10 protein-coding genes and 1 pseudogene are annotated in these 22438 nt (G+C 68.5%); all 11 read left to right on the top strand.

The features are described from left to right. Positions 1 to 5592, top strand: a 5592-nt coding sequence (locus AB0280_RS13535; RefSeq protein WP_307492423.1) for an Ig-like domain-containing protein, incomplete at its 5' end; no start/stop codon positions are given. 79 nt (positions 5593 to 5671) lie between these two features. Next, entirely contained in the window at positions 5672 to 6643 is a 972-nt protein-coding gene (locus AB0280_RS13530) for an AAA family ATPase (RefSeq protein WP_159632448.1), read from the top strand. 71 nt (positions 6644 to 6714) lie between these two features. Next, positions 6715 to 8058 carry a DUF58 domain-containing protein gene (locus AB0280_RS13525; RefSeq protein ID WP_275180377.1) on the top strand — a complete coding sequence of 448 codons (1344 nt, stop codon included), beginning with the start codon at positions 6715 to 6717 and terminating at the stop codon, positions 8056 to 8058. After that, on the top strand, positions 8055 to 10685 hold the full coding sequence (locus AB0280_RS13520) for a transglutaminase-like domain-containing protein (protein WP_366367503.1): 2631 nt from the start codon (positions 8055 to 8057) through the stop codon (positions 10683 to 10685). The genes AB0280_RS13525 and AB0280_RS13520 overlap by 4 nt, the downstream gene beginning before the upstream one ends. Continuing rightward, a pseudogene (locus AB0280_RS21535) lies at positions 10685 to 10762 on the top strand (zinc-ribbon domain-containing protein); the annotation flags it as partial. The gene AB0280_RS13520 and the pseudogene AB0280_RS21535, both read left to right, overlap by 1 nt. A 264-nt stretch (positions 10763 to 11026) precedes the next feature. Next, the gene (locus AB0280_RS13515; protein ID WP_307492417.1) at positions 11027 to 12394 is read left to right on the top strand and encodes an RDD family protein; all 1368 of its coding nucleotides are present in this window, start codon (positions 11027 to 11029) and stop codon (positions 12392 to 12394) included. Then, positions 12391 to 13317, top strand: coding sequence for a PP2C family protein-serine/threonine phosphatase (locus tag AB0280_RS13510; protein WP_224025516.1), 927 nt, complete (start codon positions 12391 to 12393; stop codon positions 13315 to 13317). The genes AB0280_RS13515 and AB0280_RS13510 overlap by 4 nt, the downstream gene beginning before the upstream one ends. Further along, positions 13314 to 15443, top strand: a complete 2130-nt coding sequence (locus tag AB0280_RS13505) for an FHA domain-containing protein (protein WP_366367499.1) — start codon at positions 13314 to 13316, stop codon at positions 15441 to 15443. Before AB0280_RS13510 ends, AB0280_RS13505 begins: the two co-directional genes overlap by 4 nt. Continuing rightward, complete coding sequence (locus AB0280_RS13500) at positions 15440 to 17206, top strand: serine/threonine-protein kinase (protein ID WP_366367497.1); 1767 nt, start codon at positions 15440 to 15442, stop codon at positions 17204 to 17206. The genes AB0280_RS13505 and AB0280_RS13500 overlap by 4 nt, the downstream gene beginning before the upstream one ends. A gap of 45 nt (positions 17207 to 17251) precedes the next feature. After that, entirely contained in the window at positions 17252 to 17956 is a 705-nt protein-coding gene (locus AB0280_RS13495) for a hypothetical protein (protein WP_224025519.1), read from the top strand. After that, on the top strand, positions 17953 to 22398 hold the full coding sequence (locus tag AB0280_RS13490) for an FtsK/SpoIIIE domain-containing protein (protein ID WP_366367496.1): 4446 nt from the start codon (positions 17953 to 17955) through the stop codon (positions 22396 to 22398). Before AB0280_RS13495 ends, AB0280_RS13490 begins: the two co-directional genes overlap by 4 nt. The last annotated feature ends 40 nt before the right edge of the window (positions 22399 to 22438 follow it).

Raw genomic sequence — 22438 nt, 5'->3', positions numbered from 1 at the left:
GATGACCGGATTTATTCGGCGGATCCGAAGACCGGGGCTGTGACGGTGACGGGTGTTGACGCCGATGGTGGTGTGACGTCGTCGGAGTCCAGTACGTGGGATGGTCTTAAGGGTGCCGGGGATCTGCAGATGACGGTGGTGGGGGACCAGCCGGTGGTGTTGGATGCTGCGGCGGGGAACCTGTTTTTGCCTGGTGGTAAGCGGTTGGCGTTGGAGGATGCCCGGGATGCGAAGTTGCAGCAGCCTGGGCCGGGCAGTGATGTTGTGGCGGTGGCGACGCGGAAGGCGTTGTTGAAGCAGCCGTTGGATGGTGGGACGGCCAAGACGGTGGGGCTCGACGGCGAGGGCGTCCCTGCTGCGCCGGTGCAGTTGGGCGGGTGCGTGCATGCGGCGTGGTCGGGTGCGAACAAGTACGTGCGGGATTGCGTCAATGATGCTGATGATAAGAATGTTGCGGTGCCGAAGGCGAGTGCGTCGCCGTCGTATGTTTTCCGGGTGAACCGGGACCTGGTGGTCCTGAACGATGTGAACTCGGGGAATGTGTGGTTGGTCAACCAGAACATGCAGCTGGTGAACAACTGGGACGACGTCATCCCACCCAAGAACCAGTCCGACGACCAGGACCAGGAGTCGGCGGACAACAACACCATCAACATCCTGCCGGACCGCACCAAACCCAACCGTCCGCCGGAAACCAAGCCCGACGCCGTAGGAGTCCGCCCGGGCCGGACCACCATCCTGCCCGTCCTGGACAACGACTCCGACCCCGACGGCGACGTCCTCACCGCAGCGGTGGGGGACGCCGGACCCAAATCGGGAACGCTGGAAAGCATCTACGGCGGCACCGCCTTCCAGATCACCGTCCCCGCAGACGCCAAGCCGGGCACCGAGACCTTCAACTACAGTGCCTCGGACGGCCGCGGCCTGTCCGCCACGGGCCAGGTCACGCTCAGCGTGGTGGGACCCGACGAAAACAAGCCGCCCAAGTTCAAGCGCGGCGAAGACACCACCATGCTGGTGGAACAGGGCAAAACCGTCAGCCAGAACATCCTCACCGACTGGATCGATCCCGACGGCGACGACCTGGTCCTGCTGGACGCCAAGGCCGACAACGACCAGGACCAGGTGAAGGTCCGGCGCGACGGGCTGCTCACCTTCCAGGATTCCGGCGCCACCGCCGGCAAGAAGAACGTCCAGGTCACCATCTGGGACGGCCGCGCCACCGTCACGGGCAAGGTGGTGGTTAATGTCCAGCCGCCCGGAGCCCTGGCACCCGTGGTCAACGCCGACCATGTCACGGCCGTGGTGGGCCAGGACCTGGTCATTTCCCCGTTGAAGAACGACGTCGACCCCAACGGAGGTGCCCTCCGCCTGGCCCAGGTGGAAGCCAATGGCCCAGCCGAACTTGGCCCCGTCACCGACGGCGGCACCTTCACCTTCCGCAGCAGCACCCCCGGCCCCGTCTACCTGACCTACATCGCCAGCAACGGCCCCCAAAGCAGCCAGGGCCTCATCCGGGTGGACGTGGAATCCGGCAACGACGGCGGCGACCCCGTGGCAGTCCATGACGTTGCCCTGATGCCCACCGGCGGCAGCGTGCTGCTGGACCCGCTGGCCAATGACTCCGACCCCTCCGGCGGTGTCCTGGTGCTGCAGTCCGTGAAGCTCCCGGACAATGCGACGGTGTCCGTCAGCGTGATCAACCACAGCGTCCTGCGCATCACGGACATCCTGGGGACCAAGGACCCCATCCTGTTCGAATACACCATGTCCAACGGAAAGAAGTCGGCCACCGGCTCAGTCTCCGTGGTGCCGGTCCCGGCACCGGCCGTGGTGGAAGCACCGCAGCCCAAGCCGGACGAGGTGAATGTCCGCGTCAATGACGTGGTCACCATCCCCGTCCTGGACAACGACACCCACCCGCAGGGGCAGGAACTGACCGTGGACCCGGTCCTGCCGCAGGCGGTTGATCCTGCCGACGGCAAGAGCTTCGTCTCCGAGAACACGCTCCGGTTCATTGCGGGCAGCCAGCCCAACACCGTGCGCGCCATCTACAACGCGGTGGATCCGCAGGGCCAGAAGAGCGCCGCCGCCGTGACCATCCACATCCTTCCGCTCGAAGGCGCGGAGAACTCCCGGCCGCAGCCGCGGAACCTCACCGCCCGCGTGGTGGCTGCCGGTACCGTCCGCATTCCGGTTCCCCTGGACGGCATCGATCCGGACGGCGACTCCGTGCAGCTGACCGGCATCGACAGCACCCCCGCCATGGGAACCGCCACCGACGGCAGCAACTTCATCGACTTCACTGCTGCCGGGGACGGCGCCGGCACCGACACGTTCCGCTACAAGGTGGTGGACCGCCAGGGCGCCGTGAACACGGGAACCGTCACGGTGGGTATCGCACCCCGCGGTGACATGAACCAAAAGCCCACTCCCGTGGATGACGAGGTCCGGGTGCGCCCGGGCCGCCAGATCGCCGTCGATGCCCTCGCCAACGACACCGATCCCGACGGCGACCGCATCCGCATCCTGACCGACGGCATCGAGGCCGACCCGGCCCTGCAGGCCACCGTCAGCAAGAACAGCGGCCGCATCATCCTCCTGGCCCCCAACGAGGCCGGAACAGTCAACGTGCGCTACACCATCGCCGATGACCGGGACGCGACCGCCCAGGCCACCATCCGCCTGGTGGTCGACAATGACGTGCCGCTGAAGGCGCCGATCGCCCGTGACGACAGGGTGACGTCCGCCCAGGCCATGGGAAAGACCGCCGTAGACGTTCCGGTCCTCAAGAACGACGAGGATCCCGACGGCGTCGGCGAGAACCTGAAGATCAGCACGGACGCCACCACGGCGCGGCCCGGCGGCAACGGCAACGTCCTGGTCGACCTCACCGAGCAGCCACAGCTCATCCCGTACACCGTGGAAGACGTGGACGGCCAGCAGTCCACAGCCATCATCTGGGTGCCGGGCCTGGGCCAGCAGGTTCCCACCCTGGCCAAGGACGAAGTCATCGAGGTGGTTGCCGGCCAGTCCGTCGACGTCGACCTGAAGGAATGGGTCAGGGTCCGGGAGGGACGCTCACCCCGGCTGACCCAGGCGGACCGGATCAAGCTCATCGGTGCCGACGGCGGCGATCCGGTGACGCGCGACGGCACCGGCCTGAAATACACGGCAGGTGCGGATTACGTAGGCCCCGGTTCACTGACCTTCGAGGTGACCGACGGAACCGGACCGGACGATCCTGCCGGACTCAAGTCCACCCTCAGCATCCGCACCAAGGTCCTCCCGGACCCGAACAAGAACAACCCGCCGGAACTGCTGGGCGCCAACATGGATGTTCCCAAGGGCGACTCAGCCACCACGGACCTCGGCAAGCTCACCTCCGATCCGGACCAGGACGACGTCGAGAAGACGAAGTACGAAGTGGTGGGGGATTCCCCGGGCGGCTTCAACGCACGCGTCGAAGGCAAAACGCTGAAAGTTTCGGCGGCCGATTCCACGGCAACCGGAACCCGCGCCGCCGTGCAGGTCAAGGCAACCGACCCCCGCGGGCTCCAGGCCACGGCCACGTACCAGCTTGCCGTGACCGCCTCCAACCGGCCCAAACCGGTGGCGAACGACGACGTGCAGGACAACGCCGCCGCCGGCAAGCCGGTGACCATCAATGTGCTGGCCAACGACGCCAATCCGTTCCCTGAAACACCGCTGAAGATCATTGCCGCGAACACCGAAACGGGCAGCGGCAATGTGGGCGTCAACGGTGACTCTGTGACCGTCACGCCGGCGCCCGGTTTCACCGGAACCATGGTGGTGGCGTACACGGTGGAAGACAAGACGCAGGACAGCTCCAGGCATGCCACCGCCCGTGTCCGGCTGACCGTTAAAGACAAGCCTGCAGCCCCCACCACACCGCAGGCGCAGAGCGTGGGCGACCAGACCGCACTGCTCACCTGGTCCGCGCCGGCCGACCGGGGCTCCGCCATCACCAAGTACACCGTCTACGGTGAGGGCGGGTTCCGGCAGGAGTGCCCGGCCAACACCTGCACCCTGAACGGCCTGACCAACAACACCACCTACCACTTCCAAGTGACGGCCACCAACGAGTTCGGCGACTCCGACCGCTCGCCGGCGTCCGCCGATGTCCGCCCCGACGTCAAACCGGATACGCCGCTGGCGCCGTCGCTGAAGTTCGGCGACAAGCAGCTGACGGTGAACTGGACTGCCCCGGCGAGCAAGGGCTCGCCCGTAAAGTCCTACGACCTGGAAATCTCGCCGGCTCCGGCCGGGCAGAACGCGCAGATCCAGGGACTGACGTCAGTCAGCTACGTCTGGAAGGGCCTCCAGAACGGCGTCTCCTACAAGGTCCGGGTCCTGGCCCGCAACGATGCCAAGGACCCGTCCGAGTGGAGCCCGTATTCGGCGGCCGAGGTGCCGGCCGGCGTCCCCGCCACTCCGGCAGCGCCGAGCGTGGCACAGGCGACGCCGGTGGGTTCGCAGAGCCAGCTGAGGGTGGTTTGGGCCGCGCCCAACAACAACGGTGACGCCGTCTCGGCCTACACCCTGACCACGCTCCGGGGCGGTGCCGCGGTCTCCAGCCAGCAGGTGTCCGGCACCTCGCAGAACGTCACCGTGGATAACTCGGAAACGAACTACACGTTTACGGTCTCGGCAACCAACAAGGCCGGAACGAGCGGCACGAGCGCGCAGTCCGCCGCAATCCGGGCAGCAGGCAAACCTGGCACTGTCAACGCTGGAACCGTCAAAGAGAACGGGACCAGCGGCCAGCTCGACGTTACGTTCACGCCCCTGACGGATGCGCAGCGCAACGGCTCCACGGCGTCCGAGATTGCCTACTCATACAACGCAGACGGAAAGACCGGTGCCATCAAGGCCGGGGGAGGAACCATCGGTGGCATGACCAATGGCCGGGACATCACCGTGACCATCATTGCCACGTCCACCAAGAACAACATGTCCGGTGACGCCAAGGCCATCGGCACCGGGAACCCCTACGGTCCTGCCAATGCCCCCAGCATCAACGGCGGCACCTCGGCGAAGGGCGATGGCCAGGTGCACTGGACCTGGAATGACCCGGCGACGAACGGCAGGCCCCTTAGCTACTACGAGGTGAGCATGGATGGTGGCGGCTGGCAGAACGTCGGCAAGGCGAACAAGTTCGATACCGGAGCCGGCGGGTGGAGCACGAGCCACAAACTGCGGGTCCGCGCCTACACCGTCACCAACGGGGCAATCGGCGGACCGGTCACCTCTACGTCCGGTCCGGATAACACCCCACCCCCGCCCACGGACTGGTACGTCACGGCAAGCCCGGTGCGCAGCTGCACGGAGCCCCGCCAGGGGACGGACAGCTACATTGCCGGCAATCCGTCCCAGTGCACCGGTGCCGGCAAGTGGCTCGATGCCGGTGCCCCATCCACGGCGGACCGCTACCAGGTCTGGTACAAGACCTCCAACAACCCCAGCGGCATCTGGTACCACCTGAATTCGGGGATGGCGTCGGGTAACTGGCTCCGCTGCGACACCTCCAATGTGGGCTGCAACCCGCCGAACGGCATGCCAAACCGCTAGCAATCTCCGGAAGCACAACTGTGGGCCCGGCTACCCGGGGCTCACAGAAGATTCGATCCATCAGAAGGAAGCACATCTCATGACCATGACCATTGAGCAGGCCGAGTGGTTTGCTGGCACGTTCGAAAAGCTGGTTGCCAACGTGGGCCAGGCGGTGCTGGGCAAGGAACACGTCATCCGGCTGACCTTCACCGCCATGCTGGCCGAGGGCCACGTCCTGTTCGAGGACGCCCCGGGGACGGGCAAAACCTCCCTTGCCCGCGCCTTGGCTGCCACCGTGCAGGGCTCCAACAACCGCATCCAGTTCACCCCGGACCTGCTGCCCTCCGACGTCACCGGTGTGACCATCTACGACCAGAAGACGCAGAAGTTCGAGTTCCACAAGGGCCCGATCTTCAACAACATCGTCCTGGCCGACGAAATCAACCGTGCCTCGCCCAAGACCCAGTCGGCGCTGCTGGAGGTCATGGAGGAATCCCGCGTGACCGTGGACGGCGTCACGTACTCGGCAGGGCGGCCTTTCATGGTGATGGCCACCCAGAACCCGATCGAGCAGGCAGGTACCTACCGCCTTCCCGAGGCGCAGCTTGACCGCTTCCTGATCAAGACCTCCATCGGCTACCCGGACCACGCGTCTACGGTCCGGCTCCTGGGCGGCAGCAACCTGAAGGACCGCTCCAAGGAACTCTCCGCCGTCATCACCACCCAGGCAGTGGCGGACATGGCAGATCTCGCCGCAACAGCCCACGTGGACACTGCCGTGCTGGAATACATCTCCAGGCTGTGCGAGGAAACCCGCAACGCCCCGGAAACGCGCCTTGGGGTGTCAGTGCGTGGTGCCCTGGCCATGGTGCGGGCCGCCAAGGTCTGGGCCGCCGCGCAGGGCCGGAATTTCGTCCTGCCGGACGACATCAAGGAACTGGCCTCCGTGGTGTGGACCCACCGGTTCGTGATGGACCCCGAAGCAGAGTTCTCCGGCGCCACGGCTGAGGCCGTGCTGACCCGGATCCTGGCCGACGTCGCCGCCCCGCAGCAGCGCACCAACGCCTGATCCGCCCGGCTGAGGCCGAACGCCGCAGCCACCGTCATTCCATTCCAGCGCAACAACGAAGGCACACCCCTATGTCCGACGGCACGTCCAGCGGTACCCCGTTGACCCGGCTCGCGGAGCGTTTCCAGCAACTCTTCCACCGGAACGGCCGCCCCACCCGGCTGCACCCTGCCGCGGTGTGGTCCGAGGCCAGCAGTACCGCACTCCAGGCCCTGACGCCCGCATGGCGGTCCGTCCGGGACACTTGGCTGAAGTACGCGTGGCCGGTGCTTTCCGTGGTCAGCATCCTGGGCTGGTCCGTCCTCGCCGCCGCGATCCTGCTCTGGACCACAGGACAGGCATTCGGCTGGCAGGAAGCCACGGCGGCGGCCATAGCCGCCTTCGCCATGTTCGTCATCGCAGTGGCCTTCATCCTGGGCCGGTCCTCGTACGGGGTGGTGCTGGACCTGGCCCGCACCCGGGTGGCGGTGGGGGACAGTGCCGTCGGCAGCATCGCCGTCTCCAACACCTCGGCGCGTCCCCTCCTGCCGGCCGCGCTGGAACTGCCGGTGGGCAGCACCACCGCCGTGTTCCACCTGCCGCGGATGAAGCCCGGCCAGGTGCACGAAGACCTGTTCACCATTCCCACCGCGCGCCGCGCCGTCATCGTGGTGGGACCGGTCCGCTCCGTGCGGGCGGACCCGCTGCACTTGCTGCGCCGCCAGGTCCTCTGGACCGAGCCGGAGGACCTCTTCGTCCACCCGCGGACCGTGGCCCTGGCCGGCTCCGCCGCAGGCTTCATCCGCGACCTCGAGGGCATGCCCACCACGGACCTCTCCAGCGCCGACGTCTCCTTCCACGCCCTGCGCGACTACGTGCCGGGCGATGACCGCAGGCACATCCACTGGAAGACCACCGCCCGCACCAACAAGCTGATGGTGCGCCAGTTCGAGGAAACGCGCCGCGCCCACCTGGCCATTTCGCTGTCCATCAACACCGAGGAATACGCTTCCGAGACCGAGTTCGAGATGGCCATCTCCGTGGCCGCCTCCATCGGCCGGCAGGCCATCCGCGAACAGCGTGAACTGGATGTCCTGACCCAGAAGGGCCCCCTGCGCTGCGAAACCGGCCGCAACATGCTGGACGACATGACCCGGATCGTCGGCGCCCCCATGCGCCGCACCGCCGTCGACCTCGCCCGGACCCTGGCTGACACCGTGCCCAACGCCTCCGTCGTCTTCTTCGTGGTGGGCAGCAACGTCACGGCAACCCAGCTTCGCTCCGCCGCCGCCTCCGTGCCGCCCGGTGTGCGCAGCCTGGCCGTCAGGGTGGAAGCCGGCGCGGCCCCCACCCGGGCCAACATCGCAGACCTTACTGTCCTGACCCTCGGCGACCTGGCCGACCTTGCCATCGTGCTGAGAAAGGCGGCAGCATGAGCACCGCACCGGGCCGATCCCGACAAACCCCTGCCCCCCGCCAAACCCCTGCGCCGCAGACCCGCAGCCGCCGCAAGGTGGCCAACCAGGAGTCGGCGTTCGCGGACGGCCAGCCGCTATGGCACTTCCTGCTCGACGCCGGAGCCCTGGTGGTCCTGCTGGGCCTGGGACTGCTCGGCTACGGCCTGAGCTTCGGCGGGGACCCGTACTACCTGCTGTCGGGTTTCGGCGGCATCATCCTGGGCCTGGCCATCGGTGCGGTCAACGCCCACCTGCGCCTGGGCCTGCTCATCACCACCGCACTGGCCCTTGCCGCGTACCTGCTCTTTGGCACCTGGCTGGCGGTCCCTGATGCTGCCATCGCCGGCTTCGTCCCCACCCTGGATTCGCTGCGGACCCTGCTCCTCGGCGTCGTCTTCGCCTGGAAGGACATGCTCACGGTGGGCGTGCCCGTGGGAACAGCCGGCGGCGTGCTGATTGTTCCCTTCCTGAGCTCCCTGATCACGGCGATCGTCGCCGCGCTGCTGACATGGCGCACGAAAAGCCCCTACCTGCCCCTCCTGCCCGTGCTGGTCCTGTTCGTCACGGGCATCGCCTTCAGCACCAACGCGGCGTTCCTGACCCTGGAACGCGGCATCGGCCTGACCGTGCTGGGCATTGCGTGGGGAACGTTCCGCCGGGACGCGCTCCGGCGGAACAACACCCGGCGGGTGTCCGTGAACAACCCGCAGACGGACACCGCCGCCGCACGGCGCGCCCGGATCCGCCGGCTGGGCATGGCTGCGGGAGTCATCGCCGCCAGCGTGGGGGTCACCGCAGTGGCCGCACCGCTGGTCAGCGCAGGAGAGGACCGGAAAGTCCTCCGCAACGTGGTGGTGCCCCCGTTCGACCCCAAGGACTACATCACGCCCCTGGCAAGCTTCCGGACATACGTGAAGGACAAAAAGGACGACACCCTGTTCGTGGTCAAGGGCCTTCCGAGGGACGGCCGGGTCCGGCTCGGCGCCCTGGATGCCTTCAACGGGACCAACTACAACATGGACCCCAATGGCTCCGGAAACTTCAGCAAGGTGGGCGATGCGAAATCCATCAACACCCTCGCCGACTCATCCGGTGTGGTGCCCACCAACGACTACTCGATCAGCATCAACATCGAGGACTACCAGGGCTACTTTGTCCCCGGCGGACGAAAGACCACCGGCATCAGCTTTGACCAGTCCGGCTCCGCCGCCGCTGCGGGCCTCTACTTCAACCCCGGCTCCGACACCGCGGTGACCACCAGCGGGCTGTCCCGCGGCGACTCCTACAGCGTCCAGGTCTCCGATCCCGTCAAGCTCGAGCACGGGCAGTTGACGCAATACGACTTCGCAAAGATTTCCCTCCCGGATGCACTAGAGGTGCCGCCGGTGGTGGGCTCCCAGGCCAACGACCTGTCCGCGGATGCGCCAACCGCCATCGACCGGGTGCGCCAGATCGAAGCCCACTTCCAAAAAACCGGGGCGTTCAGCAACGGTTTGGTCAGTGAAGGCCAACTGCCCAGCGTCTCCGGCCACGGCTCGGCCCGCATCCGCAGCCTGCTGACGGCCAAGCAGATGCTGGGTGACGATGAACAGTACGCGGTGGCCATGTCCCTGATGCTCCGCCACCTGGGCATCCCGTCCCGCGTGGTGATGGGTTTCTACCCTGAGCCGACCAGCCCGGAGAACGGTGCAGGCGAGGTGAAGATCACCGGCAAGGATGTCCACGCCTGGGTTGAGGTCGCCTTTGAACGGGTTGGCTGGGTCAGCTTCGATCCCACCCCGCCCAAGGACAACATCCCCATCCCGCCTGACCCCGAGAACAAATCCAAGCCCAAGCCGCAGGTGCTGCAGCCGCCGCCCCCGCCGCAGGAGCCGGCAGACCTGCCGCCGGACTCCTCACCGGACGCGCTGGATGCCGACCAGAAGAAAAACAACCCGTGGCTGTTCTGGGGTGCCCTTCTGGGTGCCCTGGGCGTCGTCGCGATCCCGCTGGTGATCCTGGCCCTGCCGCTGCTGCTGATCGCCCTGTTGAAGACACGACGGCGGAAGTCGCGTTTCCGCGACGGGCACCCCGCCCAGCGCGTGGGAGGAGGATGGAACGAGGTAGTGAGCCTGGCGACAGACCTGGGCGCCGCCGTCGACACCCGCTCGACGCGGCGGGAGAGTGCTGCCGTCCTGGCCGAAGCGTTCCCAGCCACCCAGGGAACCACCACCATGCTGGCGCGCCGGGCAGACGCCTCGATCTTCGGGGCGGGGGAGCCCACTGAGGAGGAAGTCCGCGAGTACTGGACCATCGTTGACGGGTCCCTCAAGGAGATGACCTCCTCCATCGGATTCTGGCGGCGCCAGCAGGCACGGTTCTCGCCGCGGTCGCTCCTTGCCGACGCCAGGACCGCGATGAACTCCGGCCAGGGCCTCAAGCTGCGCGGCGGCCGTGTGGCGCTCCCGGCGGTGGGCGGAATCCTGGCTGCGCGCCGCCGCCGGATTGCCGGCGGGAACCCTGCCACGGGCCGGGCGGAAACGCCCAACGCACCTTCATCGCCCCGGCCGGACGCACCGGCCCGGGACACGAACGAGCCAGACCAGCAAGGACCCCACCAGCAGTGATGCCCGACGCCGAACGCTGCCTGCGCTGCCAACAGCAGATCCGCGCGGGAGCCACCTTCTGCACCGCCTGCGGCGCGCCGCTGCCCAACCGGGCAGCGCGCCGCACCCGCACCCCGGACCCGCTGGAGCACCAGGACAGGAGTGCCGACCGGGAAGCGCGCCCCACGCATGCGCCCGGGATTCCCGGTACTATCCCGGTAGTAGAAAGGCCCCCGGCAGGTCAGCCGGCGGGCACAGCACATACGGGCAACGCGCGCAGGGGCACCCTGCATACGGGCACCGGGCCGGGCACGACCGGCGGTTCCACAAGGGTGGAAGCCGCTCCAGGGGGAGGAACGGGAATGGCAGTGAACCTTCAGCTTGTTCCGGCTGCGGCGGGCAAGCGGCTTGGCGCTGCCGTCATCGACTGGCTGCCCGGGGTGGCAGTGCTGGTGGTGACGTTCGCCATCGGATTTGCCGGGATCACCCGCACCAGGAGCGGCGGGTTCATCGTGTACGACACCTCTTCCCTGGTGCTGTTCGGCGGAATCGGCCTGGGCCTCACCCTGGCCTACCTGTTCGTCGTGCTCGGTCTGGAAGCCCGCAGCGGCAAAACGCCCGGCAACCTGGCCATGGGCATCCGCAGCGCGGACCAGGACGGCTACGCACCCGGCGCGGGCGCTGTGTTCCTGCGCGGCCTCATCACCGGGGCGGGCATCCTCCTGGCCCTGCTGGCGGCAGTGCTGGTAGTGGTCTTCAAATGGTTCGACGCCGCCCTGTTCATCCTCGGCCCGCTGCTTCTCGTGGGTGCTGCCTGGGCTGTGCTGGTGGTGGTTTCCAACCGTTGGGACAAGAACGGCGGCCTCCGGGGCTGGAATGACACCGCTGCCAAGACCCTGGTGTTCGACGTCAAGGCAGGCAGGGACCCCATCACCACCGGCGGCATCCAGGGTCCCTACAGCTTCGCGCCCCTGGACCTCCCGCCCGTGCAGCAGGTGCTCTCCCCGGTGGCCGGGGCCAAAGCGCCGCAAACCGCCGCACCCCGTGCCGCTGCACCCCAAACCCCTGGCTCCCAGCCACCTGCTCCGGTACTGCAAACTCCGCCACCTGCTGTCCCGGCCCCGTACAACCCGGCCCCGTACACCCCAGCCCCCTACAACCCGGCCCCGGCGGCTCCGGCGCCGCAGGTCAACGGACCGCAGGCGTCCGCGCCGCAAGCACCTGCGCCGTCGGCCACCATGCCGTCCCAGACCATGCCGTACACCTCGCCGGCGTCCTTCGCGCCGCCCGCGGCCGGTTCCCAGGGCGTTCCCCCGGGGCACCGGGTGCCTTCGCAGCATGTGGACGACGACGTCGAACGCACCCAGGTGCGTCCCGGCGCCGGAGGACCAGCCCAGGTGGCCGTCCTCCGCATCCGCCTGGACGACGGCCGCGACTTCCAGCTGGACCGCAGCGTCCTGGTGGGCCGGAACCCGGTGGGGCAATCGGGCGAACAGCACGCCCAGCTGCTGGCTGTAGACGACCCCGGGCGCTCCATCTCCAAGACGCACCTGCACCTGCTCACTGACGGTGCGGGCATCTGGGTGACGGACCGGCAGTCGACCAACGGAAGCGCCGTCACCACCCCGGACGGCCTGCGCACCCCCCTGGTGCCGGGCGTCCCCACGTTTGTTACCCCGGGATCCAGCGTGCACTTTGGAGACCGTACCTTTTACCTAGGACAGGCATGAACCAGCACCCCGCCAGTGTTTCCTCCACCATCCAGCCGGGGCCGGGCCTCAGCCTCACCTACGGCTACGGGACGGACAGGGGACTCCGCCGGGAGCTGAACGAGGATTCCTACATCGCCGCCGACCCGATCTTCGCCGTGGCTGACGGTATGGGCGGACACGAGGCCGGCGAAATCGCCAGCGGCCTGTGCGTGCGCGCCCTGGCAGAAATGCCCCAGGTCACCACGGGGGAGCGGAACATTACCGCGTCCCTCCTCCAGGAGTACCTGGTCCGTGCCGACGCCTCCATCCGCGAAGCCACAGGCGCCCGCGCCGGCACCACGCTGACGGGCGCTGTGGTGGTGGAGCAAATGGGCGTGCCGTACTGGCTGGTCATGAACATTGGCGATTCCCGCACCTACCGGCTCAGCCAGGGCCGGTTCGAGCAGATCAGCGTGGACCATTCCGAGGTCCAGGAGCTCGTGGACGCCGGCGAGATCACCGCACAGGAAGCCACTGTCCATCCCCGCCGCCACGTGGTCACCCGGGCCCTGGGCACCGGGGACGAGACGGAGGCGGACTACTGGCTCCTCCCCGTGGAGGAAGGCGACCGGGTGCTGGTCTGTTCGGACGGCCTCACCGGGGAATTGCCGGACGAGGAGATCCTCCGGATCCTCAGCACCGTGGCTGCGCCGCAGGACGCAGTGGACGCCCTGATCCAGGCTGCCCTGCGCAGCGGCGGCCGGGACAACGTGACGGCCATCGTGGTGGACGCCAGGAACGTAGCGAACGACGACGGCACCGGCACCACGGCACCCCGCCACACCCCGGCGGACGGGGACGAAGTGACGCTGCCGCGGCCGGCTGCGTCCGAAGCCGTCACGCAGCCCCTGCCGGCGCCCGTCGAAGCCGGCACCGACCAGGACGGAGAGCCCGGACGATGACCGGCGCCAGCTACATCCCCGGCACCTGGCTGGGCATCGTCCGGTCCGGGACCGCAGTCCTTCTGGGCCCGGAGACACCCGCCGGACTCGCAGGGGCCATTTGGGAGCTCCTGGCTTCGCAGCCCGAGCCGCACGAGGTCCTGGCAGCCGTCACCAGCAGTTCCGGTGGCTCCCTGACCCGCATCCCGTCCTTCGGCATCCTGGATTTCAACGGGTCCTTGCGGGTCTTCCTGCGCGGTGACCTCGACCTCACCGTGGAGCAGCCCGGCGGCCCGGTGGAGCTCGACGGCCGCGACGTGACCACCTGGAACGAGCGCAGGTTCGTCGTGGCCGGGACATGCCGGCTGGGTATCGCCGGCGGTGCCACGGCGGGGCTGGCCGCGGAACGCCGCGGCCAGCCGCTCGGTGAACAGCTGCTGGGTGAACAGCCGCTGCCTGAACTGCGGCTGGCTGAACTGCCGCTGGGGGAGGGCGTGGTGCTGCTCCAGTCGCTGACCCTGTGCGCGCCGGCCGGCCCTGCCGCCGTCGGTGGTCCTGCCGCAGTGGACCGCGAAGAATCCCCGCGGACTCCGGCCAGTGTTGATGCCCCGTTCGCCGTCAGTTCTTCCGGCGAGGTGGACGGCCCCGCCGGTTTCGACCAGGCCCTTACCCCGGAAGCGCCAGCAGGTGGGGGCGAAACAGCCGACGATTCCCCCGTGGGGACCCCTAGTGGCATCCCGGCCGCAACCGCCGGAGGCCCGCAGCAACCTGACGCGCTGCCGGATCCGGAACCCGCCGTGCGCCACCTTGATCCGGAAGCCACGATTGCCCCCGGCGCGATCATTGACGCCGACGGAGAGCTTCTCGACGAAACCGGAGCCGAAGACCCGACCGGCCCTGGGGAGCAAGGACCGGAGCTGCCCGGTTCCGGGACAACCGGGACGGAACCAACCGCCCCCGCGCCAGGCCACGCTGATTCCGCACCCGCCGTCGAGATGACCACGTCCTACGACCACCTGTGGGACCGGACCGTCATGCGGAACATCGAAGACGCCGCCGTGCGGGAGGACCCCGACGCCGACTCCGGACATGTAGTGCCGCAGCAACAGCCGGCGCTGCCCGCAGCTGAACCACTCCCCGCCCTGGGCACGGGGGAGGATGCGGCGACGGGTGGCTCGTCGGCCGAATCCGGAGCAGGACCGGCCGGCGCAGCAGATGCCGGACCAGCAGATACCCGTTCAGACGCTCCCGCCGGACACGGTGACGGCTCGAACGGCACGGCTGCCACTCCGTCCCGTCCCGCTTCCTCCGGTGTCCTCATCGATTCCGTCCCCTGGCGCACTGCAGGAACGGCACCCTCACCGACGGAACCCGGCACCGGCAGCGATGCTCCCGCCCGGGAGCCCGCGTCCTTCCAGGGACCTCCGGCTGCCTATGAGCCCGGTCCCGCTGCCTTTGGGCCTGCCCCGGTCCATGAGCTGCCTGCCGATGGGCCGCCAGCCCATAACCCGCAGGTCCATAACCCGCAGGCCCATATTCCACAGGTCCAGCAGCCGGACACGGGCCAGGAACCCGGCGCCGGCTTCGATCCCGACCATGATGGCCAGACGGTCATGAAGAGCAGCGTCGCCGGATCAACGGCCGGCCCTGCTACGGACGCACCTGCGGCCCGGCAGGATGCGGGCGGCGGCCCGCTGGTGCTGGCGCGCGTCTGCGCCCAGGGCCACGCCAATCCGCCCACCCGCGCCCAGTGCAGCGTCTGCGGGGCTGCCCTGTTGCCCGATGCGGTGCAGGTAGCGCGTCCCAGGCTGGGACGGATGCGGCTGTCCACCGGAGACCTGCTGGACCTCGACCAGTCCATGGTGATCGGCAGGCAGCCGTCGGTGTCCCGGGTGCAGGGCGGCGTGATGCCGCGCCTGGTGCAGGTGGCCAGCCCGGGCGGAGACATCTCGCGGTCCCATGTGGAGGTGCGGCTTGAGGGCTGGCACGTGATGCTCTGCGACCTCAAGGCCACCAACGGCACCGTCCTGGTCCGCGAAGGCCAACCGCCGCGCCGTCTCGCCCAGAACGAGATGGCCATCCTGCTCGACGGCGACATCGCCGAGCTGGGCGACAACATCTCATTGCGTTTTGAGGAGATTCCTTGAGTTCCAAACGGCCTGTTGCGCCGCCGCCCCGCATTCCGGGGTTCACCTACATCAGCCTGCTCGGCTCGGGGGGCTTCTCCGACGTCTACCTCTACGAACAGGACAGGCCGCGCCGGAAAGTCGCCGTCAAGGTGCTGCTCTCGGACCTGAAGACCGAGGGCGCCCGGCGGCGCTTCGAGTCCGAGGCCAACCTCATGGCCCAGCTGTCCTCGCACCCGTACATCGTCACCATTTTCGAAGCGGAAGTGACGGACGACGGGCATTCCTACCTGGCCATGGAGTACTGCTCCCGGCCCAGCCTGGACGTGCGGTACCGGCGGCAGCGCTTCAGCGTTGATGAAGTCCTGGCCGTCGGCATCCAGGTGGCCTCCGCCGTCGAAACCGCGCACCGTGCCGGCATCGCCCACCGCGACATCAAGCCCGCCAACATCCTGGTGACGGACTACAACCGTCCCGCGCTGACCGACTTCGGGATCTCCGGCACCCTGGCCGGGGACTCCGACGACGACTCGGGCATGTCCATTCCCTGGTCCCCGCCGGAGCAGTTCCGCGACGGCAGTGTCGACGGCGTCATGGTGGATGTGTGGGCCCTCGGCGCCACCCTGTACACCCTGCTGGCCGGGCGCTCGCCCTTCGTCATGCCGGGGGCGGACAACTCGCAGCGGGAACTGATCAACCGGATCAGCAACTCGCCGCTGCCCCGGCTGGGCCGTCCGGACGTGCCGGAATCGCTGGAACTGGCCCTGGCCACCGCCATGGCCAAGTCGCCGCAGTCACGGTATTCCTCCGCGCACGCCTTCGCCCTGGCCCTCCAGCGGATCCAGGCTGAGCTCAACCTCTCCGTGACTCCCTTCGAAGTCCTCGAGGAACCCCAGCAGGAGGAAAGCCACCCGGACGACGGCACCGAGGAAACCCGCGTCCGCAGCATCGCCGCCATCGATCCCGAGCGCACCGGCAGCGCCCCCACCTTCCCGGCCCGCACCCGCCCCGGCTCACCCGGCGCCGGAACCGACGCCACGGGACGCCGGGGTGGCGCCGTCCCGCCGTCGTCCTTCACCACCGCCGGCCCAGCCCAATGGCGCCCGTCCCCGGCCGTGCCCTCCATCCCGGCGGGCCCCGCCGGAGCGGCTGGCCCCGGAGCAGGCGCGGCCGACGGCGGCGCCCAGGGGGAGTGGGCACAGTCCACCGTCCTGCGCGGCAGCACCGGCGCGGCGAACTATGGTGCCCCGGTAAGGGACGACGCCGGGCCGGACACCTACACCGCCGACGCAACCGTGCACCGGCCCGTGAACGTGGACCAGCCCGAGGCGGAGCCGGCGGCAGACCATGGCAAGCGCAACCTCTGGCTCGCGCTGGCCGGCGGAACCCTCCTGGCCCTGGCGGCGGTGGTGGGCATCGTGGTGGCCAACACTGCGACCGGAACGCCCAAGGCAGTGGACACCCAGCAGGTCAGCAAGCCGCCGGCGGACGCCGTGGACAGCGGCACCGTCCCCAGTGTTGAAGGCCTCACGGCATCACGAAAGCCCGAAGATCCAAACACCATCGTCTTCTCCTGGACCAACCCGCAGCCCAGGGAGGGCGACTCCTACAAATACCGCACCAAATCCGCCAAGGCGGACGGACCCTACGAAACCACGAAGGTACCGAAGACCTTTGTTTCCGGGTTCGGCCCCACTCCCATTTGCCTGGAAGTGATCCTGGTGCGGGCCGACGGCAGCGCCTCGCCGGAAGGCCAGGACTCCATCGCCTGCCTGCAGGACTAGCCAGCTGATGACGCAAACACATTACCCACTGAGGAGGCACAGATCATGGGGGATCTAGCAATAGATTTCTGTGGCGAATGGTACGAGCCATCGGATGAGGACATCTTCAATATCGGCCGCGAAGGCGACCTTGAAGTGGACGACAACCCGTACCTGCACCGGCAGTTCCTGCAGGTGGCCCGCTACGACGGCATTTGGTGGCTGAGCAACGTGGGCAGCATGCTGTCCGCCACCGTGGCTGACGCGTCCGGCGGCATGCAGGCCTGGCTGTCGCCCGGCGCTCGGATTCCGCTGGTGTTCAGCCACACCAACGTCATCTTCACGGCCGGGCCCACCACCTACGAATTTGCTGTGCACCTGAAGACGCCATCCTTCCGGCAGGAAGCCCGGGAAGGCGCCAGCAGCGGCGACACCACCATAGGCCCCGTGGTCTTCACCGACGCCCAGAAGGCGCTGATCGTGGCCCTCGCCGAGCCGGTGCTCCGGCGCGAAGGCACCGGGTTCAGCACCATCCCGTCCTCGGCGGCCGCCGCCAAGACCCTGGGCTGGGCGCTGACCCGTTTCAACCGCAAACTGGACAACGTCTGCGACAAGCTGGACCGCGTGGGCGTGGTGGGACTGCGCGGAGGCGGCGGGAAACTGGCCACCAACCGCCGCGCCCGCCTGGTGGAGCACGCCGTCACCACCCACCTGGTGACACCCGATGACCTGTACCTGCTCGAAAAGATGAGGGGCGTGGACGAAGGATGAGGATCCGGCTGACACTCCGCCGCGAACCCGCCGACGCCAAGGACCTGGCCGTCACGGTGGACGGCCTGGCCACCGTGGCCGATATTGCCACCGTGCTTTGGGCGGCCGACCCTGACCGGAAGGGCACCCCTGCCCCGGACAACCTGTCCCTGCGCATCGACGAAGCCTTCGTGGGTGCCGGCATCAGCGGCAACGTCCTGGCCCGCGAAGACAACCTGCTCGAATCGGGCCTGCGCCCGGGCTCCGTGGTGTCGCTGGCCCAGGTCAGCGGGCAGTTCCACGAACCCGGAGCCAGCCGTGGGCCTGCTGCGGCCACGTTGCGCGTGTTGTCCGGGCCCGACGTCGGCCGCGAATTTTCGCTGCCCATCGGCACCAGCTACATCGGCCGGGACCGGGACGTGGACATCCGCCTGACGGATCCGCTCACGTCCAAACGGCATGCCCGGATCACGGTGGGCGAAAGCATCGAGATCGTGGACACCAATTCCGCCAACGGCCTCCTGATGGACGGGCTGCCGGTCACGCGCGCCACCCTGAACTCGTCCGACACGGTGACCCTGGGGGACACCACCGTCACTGTGGTGCCGCTGGGGCACAACCACGCGGCAGCGCCGACGTCGCCCCTTGTGGACTTCAACCGCTCCCCGCGCGTGGTGCCCCGCTTCGATGTGCCCAAGCGCGTCCTTCCTGCCGGGCCCAAGCGGCCCGAGGACCAGCCGTTCCCTTACATCATGCTGGTGGCACCCCTGATGATGGGCGCGGTCATCTTCGCGGTCACGCAGAACGTGCTGTCCATGGTGTTCATGCTGATGATGCCCCTGTTCATCGTGGGCCACTACGTGGACACCAGGATGCGGACGCGGAAGCAGCAGAAGGAACAGCTCAAGCAGTTCCGGGCGTCCATGGCCGCCTTCCGGCAGGACCTCACCGAACTGCAGCAGGTGGAACGGGCGGTCCGGCTCCAGGAAGCGCCGTCGGTCAGCGACACCGTGGATGCCATCTACAAGCTCGGGCCACTGCTGTGGACGCACCGGCCCGAGCACTCCTCGTTCCTTGGCCTGCGCTTCGGGCTGGGGACCGGGCCGTCCCGCATCCCGCTGGAGGAACCCTCCAACAATGACACCGAGGTCCAGTACGCCCGCGAGATCCAGGACTGCATCAAGCAGTTCAGCGAGATCGAAGGCGTCCCCGTGGTCTCCCAGCTGCGCACCTCCGGGGCCCTTGGCATCGCCGGCGCCCGCGGCCTGGTGGACGATGTTGCCCGCGGCATGGTGCTGCAGCTCGTGGGCCTGCATTCCCCGGCCGAGGTGGTCCTGACGGCCATCACGTCCGCGCAGTCCCGCGAACGGTGGAACTGGCTGCAGTGGCTGCCGCACGTGGGCTCGGGGCACAGCCCGCTGGGCGGGGACCACCTGGCAGCCGGGTCTGCCGGCGGCTCCTCCCTGCTGGCCCGGCTTGAGGACCTGGTGGACGCCCGGGAAGCGGCGGCCAAACGGACCGCCCCGGAACTGCGCCCTGGCATCGACCCCGTCAAGCATGAACTCGAAGAGCCCGTCCTTCCCTCGGTGCTGGTCATCGTGGAAGACGACGCTCCGGTGGACCGCGGCCGGCTCACCCGGCTGGCGGAACGCGGGCCCGACTCCGGCGTCCACGTCCTGTGGGTGGCCACCGACATCCAGGCCCTCCCGGCCGCCTGCCGCGACTTCATGGTGGTGGACGGCGACCACGGCACCACCACCGGCCAGGTGCGCCTGGGCCGCCACACCTATCCCGTCAGCTGCGAGAGCGTGGACGCGGAACTCGCCGCCCAGCTCGCCCGGATGCTGGCCCCCGTGGTGGACGTGGGCAAGCCCGTCAACGACGACTCCGACCTGCCGCGCGCCGTGTCCTACGCGACGCTGATCGGCAAGGACTTCCTGGACAACCCGCAGTCCGTGGCCGAGCGCTGGACGGAAAACAACTCCGTGCACGCCACCGCGGTGGCGAACCGCAAGGACAACGGCACGCTCCGGGCCCTGGTGGGGTCCAAGGGCATCGAGCCGCTGTACCTGGACCTGAAGAACGAGGGGCCGCACGCCCTGGTGGGCGGCACCACCGGCGCGGGCAAGTCCGAGTTCCTGCAGTCCTGGGTCATGGGCATGGCCGCGGCGTACAGCCCGGACAGGGTCAGCTTCCTGTTCGTGGATTACAAGGGCGGCGCCGCATTCGCGGACTGCATCAACCTGCCGCACACCGTCGGTCTGGTCACCGACCTGTCCCCGCACCTGGTGCGCCGTGCCCTGACATCCCTGCGTGCGGAGCTGCATTACCGTGAGCAGCTGCTGAACCGGAAGAAGGCCAAGGACCTGCTGGCCCTGCAGCGCGAGGCAGACCCGGAAGCCCCGCCGTACCTGATCATCATCGTGGACGAGTTCGCCGCCCTGGCCAACGATGTTCCCGAGTTCGTGGACGGGGTGGTGGATGTGGCCGCCCGTGGCCGCTCCCTGGGCCTGCACCTGATCCTGGCCACCCAGCGGCCCGCCGGCGTCATCAAGGACAACCTCCGCGCCAACACCAACCTCCGGGTTGCGTTGCGCATGGCCGATGAGGACGACGCCACTGACATCCTGGGCGTCCCGGACGCCGCCTACTTCGACCCCGCCATTCCGGGCCGCGGTGCCGCCAAAACGGGCCCCGGCCGCATCCAGGGGTTCCAGACCGGCTACGCCGGCGGCTGGACCACCGACAAGCCACAGCGGCCCCAGATCGACATCGTGGAAATGGCTTTCGGTTCCGGTCCCAGCTGGGAAGCGCCCGCCCCTGACAAGCCCGTTGCCCAGGAACCGGCCGGCCCCAACGACATTGCCCGGATGACTTCCACCATCGTGCACGCCGCGGACACCCTGGCCATCCAGCCGCCGCGCAAGCCATGGCTGGATGAACTGGCCAAGACCTACGATTTCTCCAAGCTGCCCAACCCCCGCACCGACGAACAGCTGCTCCTGGGCGTTGCCGACGATCCCGTGCACCAGGACCAGCCCACCGTGTTCTACGAACCGGACCGGGACGGCAACATGGCCATCTACGGCACGGGCGGTTCAGGAAAATCCGCAGCCCTGCGCGGCATTGCCATTGCCGCCGCGGTCACCCCGCGCGGCGGCCCGGTCCACGTGTACGGCATCGATTGCGGTTCTTCAGGGCTGCGGATGCTGGAGGAGCTTCCGCACGTGGGCGAGATCATCAACGGCGACGACGTGGAACGCGTTGGGCGCCTGCTGCGCCTCCTGCGGGACATCGCCGAGCTGCGGTCCGCACAGTTCGCGGAGGTGCGGGCGTCCACCATCGTGGAGTACCGGAAGCTGGCCAACCGGCCGGACGAGAAGCGGATCTTCGTGCTGGTGGACGGCATGTCCGCGTTCCGGGAAGCATACGAGCACAGCAAGCTTTCCGGGCTCTGGGACCTCTTCCTGCAACTGGCCACCGACGGCCGTACCCTGGGCATCCACCTGGTGGTGACGGGGGACCGGCCCAACGCCGTCCCCGCGTCGCTGCTCGCCTCCATCCAGCGCCGGCTGGTGCTGCGGCTCTCCAATGAAGACGACTACATCTCGATGGACGTCCCCAGGGATGTGCTCACCGCCACGTCGCCCCCGGGACGGGGGCTGCTGGACGGACTTGAGGTGCAGCTCGCCGTCCTGGGCGGCAACTCCAACCTGGCCCTGCAGGCCCGGGAAGTCCATAAGCTCAGCGAAGCCATGCTGCGCCAGGGCCTGGACACCGCGCCGGGCATCGAACGGCTGCCTGAGCAGGTGGACCTGGATGTCCTGCCCGCCGGCAGCCCGGACCTGCCGGTGATCGGCGTGGACGACGAGTCCCTGCAGCCCGCAGAGGTCATGGCGCGCGGCCCGCTGCTGCTGGCAGGCCCGCCGGGTGCCGGACGGACCGTGGCCCTGGTAACCCTGGCCTATGCACTGCGCCGGTCAAACCCCGCCACGGAGCTGATCTACCTCGGGTCGCGCCGGTCCGCCGTCGCCTCCCTTCCCATCTGGAACCGCTCGGTGGTGGGACCGGACGACCTCGCCGAGGTGGTGGAGGACCTGGTGGAGCACTCCACCGGGAATCCGGGAGCGGTGGCCTTCTTCATCGAGGGCCTGACGGAATTCACCGACACCATCGCCGAATCAGGGATGGCGCAGCTGGTGACCGCGTCGCTGAAGGCGGACCAGTGGGTGGTGGGCGAGTCCGAATCCTCTACCTGGTCAAGTGCCTGGCAGCTTGCCCAGCCGTTCAAGTCCGGGCGCCGGGGCCTGCTGCTCAACCCGGGGGACATTGAAGGCGACAGCCTGCTCAACACCTCGCTGGGCCGGGTGAGCCCGGACTTCATCCCCGGCCGCGGCTACGTGGTGGGACGCGGTAAGGCACGGAAGATCCAGGTGGCCCTGCCGCCCGAAAACCGGGACTGAGCAGGCCCAATGACGGCGGGGCCGCTGCTGCGGCGGATTT

Source organism: Pseudarthrobacter sp. 902506025, from assembly GCF_040702325.1.
Classification (GTDB): domain Bacteria; phylum Actinomycetota; class Actinomycetes; order Actinomycetales; family Micrococcaceae; genus Arthrobacter.
Note: the sequence above shows the minus strand (reverse complement) of the source record. Positions and strands in the feature narration are given on the sequence as shown.